The 7,082-nt window shown below is 68.7% G+C and carries 6 protein-coding genes; all 6 read right to left on the bottom strand.

All coding sequences use genetic code 11. The annotated features are described in order from the left end of the window. Positions 1-282, bottom strand: a 282-nt coding sequence (gene larC, locus VGQ44_18470) for a nickel insertion protein (GenBank protein HEV8448825.1), incomplete at its 3' end; no start/stop codon positions are given. 5 nt (positions 283-287) lie between these two features. Further along, positions 288-1,433, bottom strand: coding sequence for a threonine synthase (locus tag VGQ44_18465; protein ID HEV8448824.1), 1,146 nt, complete (start codon positions 1,431-1,433; stop codon positions 288-290). Next, complete coding sequence (gene uvrC, locus VGQ44_18460; GenBank protein ID HEV8448823.1) at positions 1,430-3,349, bottom strand: excinuclease ABC subunit UvrC; 1,920 nt, start codon at positions 3,347-3,349, stop codon at positions 1,430-1,432. Before uvrC ends, VGQ44_18465 begins: the two co-directional genes overlap by 4 nt. A gap of 8 nt (positions 3,350-3,357) precedes the next feature. Next, complete coding sequence (murJ, locus tag VGQ44_18455) at positions 3,358-4,980, bottom strand: murein biosynthesis integral membrane protein MurJ (GenBank protein ID HEV8448822.1); 1,623 nt, start codon at positions 4,978-4,980, stop codon at positions 3,358-3,360. After that, positions 4,977-6,557, bottom strand: a complete 1,581-nt coding sequence (bshC, locus tag VGQ44_18450) for a bacillithiol biosynthesis BshC (protein HEV8448821.1) — start codon at positions 6,555-6,557, stop codon at positions 4,977-4,979. Before bshC ends, murJ begins: the two co-directional genes overlap by 4 nt. A gap of 19 nt (positions 6,558-6,576) precedes the next feature. Beyond that, on the bottom strand, positions 6,577-7,041 hold the full coding sequence (locus tag VGQ44_18445) for a 23S rRNA (pseudouridine(1915)-N(3))-methyltransferase RlmH (protein ID HEV8448820.1): 465 nt from the start codon (positions 7,039-7,041) through the stop codon (positions 6,577-6,579). Between the last annotated feature and the right edge of the window lie 41 nt (positions 7,042-7,082).

The raw sequence follows: 7,082 nt of genomic DNA, 5'->3' as shown, positions 1-7,082 counted from the left end.
GTCGGCGAGCTGTTTGACCTTCGGCGGCGCGGAAGTCTTGTCGACGATCGCGCGAATGTGGTGCAGGTGTCGCCCGTGCGGTTGCGGCGGGATCTCGAAGTCCACCTTTGCGCACGAGATCTCCGCGCGGCGCACGTCGCGAATCGTGACCTGCACGCCGTCCAGCCCGAGCACGCCGGGCAATGACGTCAGCCACTCGCGCTCGAGTCCCAGCTGGACGAGCGCGCCGAGCGCCATGTCGCCGGCGACACCGCTGAATGGATCGAAGATCGCGACGCGCATGAAGGTCAGAAGCGGTAAGACGCGCCGCTGCCCGTGTTGAACACCAGCACTTCCGCGTCGCGCGGAATGCGGTTCGCGGCGACGAGCTCTCGCGTGACCGCCAGCGCGCATCCGCCTTCCGGCGCGGTGTCCACGCCGCTCGCCCGAGACAGCTCGAGCGTCGCGGCGCGGATCGCGTCTTCGCTCACGGCGTGCGCGTCGCCTTTGCTCTCATAGAGCGCCCGCAGAATGAGACGGTCGCCGAGTGGCCCGGGCACGCGCAGTCCGCTCGCGTGCGTCGTGGGATTCTCCCACGGCGTCGCGTGGTCCTCGCCCGCGCAAAAGGCGCGGACCATCGGCGCGCAGCCGTCGGCCTGCGCCACGATCATGTGCGGCATCGCGATGTCCTTCGCGAGCCAACCGCCACGCTCCATTTCGCCGAACACCTTCCACATACCGATCAACCCAGTGCCGCCTCCGGTCGGATAGACGATGTGCGTCGGCAGCCGCCAATCGAGCTGCTCGGCGAGCTCGATGCCCATCGTCTTCTTACCCTCGATGCGATACGGCTCGCGCAGCGTCGAGACGTCGAAGAATCCGCTCTCCGCGGCGAACGCGCGCGCCTGCTTTCCCGCGTCGCCGATGTGCCCTTTCACGAGCTGAAGATCGGCGCCCAGCGCGCGAATGGTGTCGAGAATTGGTTTGGGAGTGGTATCGGGCGCGTAGACGCGCACCGGCAGTCCGGCGGCGGCGGCGTACGCGCTGAGCGCGGCGCCCGCGTTGCCCGCCGTCGGCACGACGAACCCGGGAACTCCCGAGCCGCGAGCGCGCGTCACGGCAGCGCTCATTCCCCGCGCCTTGAACGACGCCGTCGGATTCAAGCCTTCGTCCTTCACCCAGAGCCGGCCGACGCCGATCTCGCGTGCGAGCTTGGGCAGCTCGTGCATCGGCGTGAGACCCTCGCCGAGCGAGACCGGCTCCTCATTCGCCCCGAGCGGCATCACGGGGCCGTAGCGCCACATGTCCCAGCGCGCGGTCATCGCGCTCTTGGGCGGCATGGCGGAGTCGTAGATGACGAGAAACGGCTGCCCGCACTTGGGACAGACCGTGGCGCGCGCGCTGCCCTGCTCGTGCGTCGCGCACGCTGAACATTCGAGATGCCAGGTGCTCACGTGTTGTCTGAAGAGTTGTCGGCGCCGTGAGACGCCGCGTGAGATTCGGAATTGTCGTGATCTTCCTGCTCTGCTACCGCAGTCGACGCCGCGGCCGGCGCGGTCGGTGAGCTGCGCTGCAACGCCTCGACGATGCGATCCGCCGTCTTGCGGCCGAAGCCGGGAAGCGCGGCGATCGCCTCGGGGGATGCGTCGCGAACTCCTTGCAGACTGCCGAACGCCTCGAGAAGCTGGCGTCGCTTCGCTTCGCCGATGCCCGGCACGCGCAGCAGCTCCGACGTCATCGTACGCAGCGAACGACGCTTCCGCTGGAACGTGATCGCGAACCGATGCGCTTCGTCCCTCGCCTGTTGCAGCACTCGAAGTGCGGGCGAGCGGCGCGGCAGGCGGAGCGGCTCGGGCCTCCCGAGCAGAAACAGCTCCTCCTCGCGCTTCGCGAGACTCACGATTGGCATCGCGCCAAGCGAAAGCTCCTCCAGGGCGGCCGCGGCGGCGTTGAGCTGCCCCTTGCCGCCGTCGATCAACACGAGCTCGGGAAGCGGGCGATCCTCCTCGAGCCGCCGCGTGAAGTACCGCTTCACGACTTCGTGCATCGACGCGAAGTCGTCGATCCCCTCGACGGTCTTCACCTTGAACTTGCGATACTCCGCGCGATATGGACGGCCATTCTGAAACCAGATGCACGACGCGACGGTGTCGGTGCCCTGGGCGTGCGAGATGTCGAAACAGACGATCGCCCGCGGCACTTTCTGCAGGCCAAGGGACCGTTGTAACTCGTAAATCGGATCCCCCGCCCGCTCTTCGGCTTCCTCGCCCGTCAGGCGAAGCTCCTCGAGCAAGTGGCGCGCATTCTGGATGGCGAGGTCGACCAGCTCGCGGCGCGGGCCGCGCTGCGGCGCGATGATCTTCGTACGCTCGAGCGAGGCCTCGACGAGCTCGCGCTCGTCCGGCTCGAACGGCACGAGCAGCTCGGCCGCCCGGTCGTCCAGGCGCACGTAGCCGCCGGCGAGATACGCCTCGAGCACCGCGGCGTCGGTCTCTCCCTCGACGTTCTCGAGAAATTGCTGTTCGCGCGCCAGCAGCTTGCCGCCCCGGATCCGCATCAGGGCGATCGCCGCGTCGTCGCCGTCACGCGCGTATCCCACCACGTCGCGGTCGCCGCCGTCGATCGACAACACGACCGTCGGCTCGGCCATCGACTCGAGATGGTGGAGCGCGTCGCGCAGTTGCGCGGCCCCCTCGAAGTCCAGCGCCGCCGCCGCCTCGTCCATCCTTCCCCGCACGCGCCGAGCCACTTCGTCGGTGCGCCCCTCGAGAAAGACGAGCACCTCGTCGATCATCGCCGCGTACTCGATTTGCGTCTGGGCGAGGATGCACGGCGCCTTGCAGCGATGGATGAAGTAGTCGAGGCAAGGCCGCTCGGGCATCTGCTTCGGCATGTCGTAATTGCACGACCGGACCGTGAAGATCCGCTTCACGACGTTGAGCGCGCGCCTCATCGCGCCGACGTCGGTGTACGGCCCGAAGTACCGGCTCCCGTCGTCGATCAGGCGCCGCGTGACCAGCACCCGCGGAAACGGCTCGGCGATCGTAACCTTGATGTACGGATATGACTTGTCGTCGCGGAGCGCGATGTTGTACTTCGGCTTGTGCTCCTTGATGAGGTTGGCCTCGAGGATCAGCGCGTGCGCCTCGCTCGGCACCACGATCGTGTCGATGTCCGCCGCGGCGATCATCAACGCCCGCGTTTTGACGCTTTCGGCGTGGTCGGCGGCGATGTAATTCCGCACTCGCGACCGCAGCCGCTTGGCCTTCCCGACGTACAGCACGATCCCTTCCGCGTCGCGCCACAGATAGACACCGGGCGACTCGGGCAGGTACGCGATCTTGTCGAGAACGGAGTCCTTCAGGGCCATGCCGAAAGTTACCCTCGGCGCGACCGCCTCCGCAGACGCCGTAGCGCGCTGCGGGCCTCCGGAATGCCCAGTGCGAGCGTGGCGCCCAGGTAGACGACGCCGAACGTCAGCAACACGAGCGCGCGCGTTACGAACCTCGCGTCGCCCACGCCGTACAGTCGCATGGCCCAGCCGGCCGCCGCGGCGACGACGGCCGCTCCCCAGAGCGTTGTGACGAATCCGGCGGACAATCCGGTGACACCGATTCGCTGGTTGAGCCGGCCTCGCAGGAGCGTGAACTCCACCCATCCGGCGATGCCGGCCGACGACGTCAGCCCCGCCGCGCCCCACCGCGGATCGATCCCGAAAACCTTCGGCCCCTCGAACGCGAACAGCGCGCCGAGCACGGTCGTGAGAGCGACCCGCACGAGCGCGAAACGAAGCGGCGTCCGCGTGTCGTGCAGCGCATAGTAGGTCACGGAGTAGAGGCGACCGAGCGTAGACGCCAGGAGACCCACCGCCGAGCCGGCCAGAATCCCCCACGCCAAGCGCGAGTCGGTCGCCTTGAATAGCCCGCCGTTCTGGAACAGCAGCGCGGCGATCACGTCGCCGAACGCGAGAAACGCCATCGCAGACGGAACGACGAAGAACGCGATCTGGCGAAGGCCCGAGCTGATTCGTGACCGCAACTGCGCGGCGATTTGCTCCTCGCTTCCCACCGCGCGCGACATCTCCGGCAACTCGGCCGCGGAGACGGCCATCCCGAACAGACTCACGGGCAGCACATACACCGTTTGGGCGTAGCTCAGCGTCGCGACCATTCCGCCCGGGAGGAAGCTCGCCAGCCACTGGTCGATGTAGCCGCTGATCTGAACGACGCCGCGGCTCGTCAGCGCGGGCGTGAAGTTCCGTGACACCGTCTGCACGTGCGCCGATTTCCTGTCGAGCGACACCCGCAACGGTCGAGTGAGCGCGATCGCGGTCGGCAACTGCACGAGGAACTGCAACAAGGCGCCGGCCACCGATGCCCAGGCGAGGATCACCGCGAGACGAGGCGGCTCGCGCCCCGGGCCGAACCCCAGCAGCGCGGCGATCATCGCGACGTTCCAAAGAATCGGCGCCGCGTACGAAATCAGAAACTTGCGATGGCTGTTCAGGATGCCGAGGCACCACGACGCGACGACGAAGAGCCCGGCGCCCGGGAACAGAATCCTCACCAGCGTGATGGTCAGCGCCCGCCGCTCCGGGTCGAACCCCGGCGCGATCAGCGGAATGAGCCATGGAGTGATCAGCACGCCGACCAGGACGCCGATTGCGACCACGAACGACAGCAGTCCGAGGATCGCGCCCGCAAGCCGCGCCGCTTCCTCGTCCTTGCCCTCCTCGACGAGCCGCGAATACACGGGAATGAACGACGCCGACAGAGCGCCTTCACCGAAGAGGTTGTTCAGAATTTGCGGAATCTTGAACCCCGCCGTGAACGCGTCGCCGGCGACGCTGACGCCGAGGAAATGCGCCATGAGCGTCTGCCGCGCGAGACCGAACACGCGCGACAGCATGATCCCGGTGGCGACGATCGTCGCCGCGCCGCCGCTGCGGCGCGGCGGTGGAACGGCTGCGTCGCTCGTCGAATCGCGGACAGCCGCGGTCATACTCTCGCGGCGGTTTCTACGGACGGCGCGGCGAGCGTCGTGACGTCGTTCACCAGCCCGCGCGCGTGCGCCTTTGCGGCGGTCAGCATCTCGTCGACGAGCGCGGGGCCGTACTTCGCGAGCAGGGGCACGAATGCCTGGCGTCGCTCCTGTCGAATTCCGCCCGGATAGAGCGACCCGCGGACGACGGCGATGTCGTGCATCAGCGCCGACTCACGCCGCTTCACGCCGGCGAGCACCCGCCGCTCGAGGCGCTCGATCCGATGTTCGATTCCCCGTTGGGCGCCCTCGAGCGCGCGCGGCGAGAGCAACTGACTGTCGGCGGCGCGGAGCGCGCCGAGCGCGCGCGCCAGATCCGCGCGCAGCAGCTGAATCGCCGCCTCGACGTCGGGCGCGACGCGCTCGCGCGCCGTCCGCGTCTCGGCGGCGTGGGGGTCAGCGAGGTCGTCGGGCGACAGCCGGAGCCCGTCGAGGCATTTACGAACGCGCGGCTCGACGATCGTCGTCGACCAGCGAGGCGCAATCCGCGGAATCGCCGCGCGCAGCGTTTCCGCGACGGCGCTCACTTGCGCGAAATACGCGACCTCTCCGGGTCCGCCGATGTAGGTGGCGGTCGGCAGGATCGCCCGCTCGACCACCGGACGGAGCAACACGGTCGGCGAGAGATGCGCGTTCCTCGGAATGTTCGGCGCCGCCGCCTCGCGAATCGGCAGCCGCCGCTTCTTACCATCTTCGGTGATCGAGACCAGCGAGAGTCCGGCCACCTCTTCGACCTGCGGATGGAAGCCGGCCGCGCGAATCGCCTCGGACCGCGCGTGCACCGCGAGCGCGAGCGACTCGGCCGACTGCGCGGCCTGGACGAGAATTCCTCGCGCTCGCGCGATGACCGCTTCGTGCGACGCGTCGAGCACCGCGATCTCGAGCGGCTCGAGCAACTCGCGCAGCACCTCGACGTACGCCCCGCCGATCGTGTTCGGGCGGGAGTACGCGGCGACGGCTTCATCGAGGTACGACGAGTGCGCCGCCGATCCCGACGCGGCTCGAAGACGTTCGGCAAGCGGACGAATCGAATCGTCGAGCGGAGCGAGCGCCATCGGCGTTCCCGCTCGCGGTGCGTGCGTGAGCCGCAGCTCGTCCGCGCCGGCCTCGGTGCTCACCCACACACTCGCCGTCTCGGCGAAATCCGCGTCGTCGGTCGCCGCCCAAAAAACCGGAGCCACGGAAAGGCCGGTGGCGTCGCGCAGCACGTCGGCGATCGCGCGGGCGGTGATCGCCTTGGCGAGCGTCATGATCGGGCCGCCGAACAAGCCGGGCTGCTGACCCGTCGTGACGACGATTCCCTGTCCGTGGGCGCTCAGCGACAAGCGCTTCGCCGCGGCGCCGCGCGCCGAAAACGCGGGCGAAAGCGCGTCGAGCCAATCGGAAGGAACGTCGCGCACGACGTCGCGGGCATGGGCGCGCCATCCTCGGGCGTCGCGCGGCAGCGGCGCATACCAATCCGGCAGGCGACCCGCGCGCGCGGCCACCGAAAGCGGCGATCCGCCGAGCGACTCGGTTCGAACTTCGGGGCGGCTCATGCGAGCGCGGCGGACCGGGTCATTTGTGGTAGGGCTCGCGTCGCACGATCGTGCCCGCGCGGTACAGCTGCTCCGCGAGAACGAGACGAGCCAGTTCGTGCGGCAGTGTCCACGGCGCGAGCGACAACGACGACGACGCTCGGCTTCTGAGCGACTCGCCGATCCCGAACGCGCCGCCGATCACGAACGCGACGTCCCCCGCCCGCTCGCGCAAATCCTGCAGCCACTCGGCGAAGCGCTCCGAGGTGAACGATCGGCCGGTCACGTCGCATGCGACCACCTGCGCGGCTGGCGGAATCGCGACGAGCAGGCGCTTGGCTTCAGCGTCCCGCGCGCGGCTCGCCGAGAGATCGGCGGCCGACTCCTGGCGCACTTCGCGTACGTCGAGCGGCCAGTATCGCGCGGCGCGGGTTTCATAGTCCCGAATCGCTCCGGCGAGGTTGGCGTCGCGCGGTTTGCCGACCACGGCCACGACGATACGCATCGACCGGAGCGTCGCACATCAGCGGCGCAACCCTTGGTGAG

The sequence above is a fragment of the Gemmatimonadaceae bacterium genome, from assembly GCA_036003045.1.
Taxonomy (GTDB): domain Bacteria; phylum Gemmatimonadota; class Gemmatimonadetes; order Gemmatimonadales; family Gemmatimonadaceae; genus JAQBQB01.
Note: the sequence above shows the minus strand (reverse complement) of the source record. Positions and strands in the feature narration are given on the sequence as shown.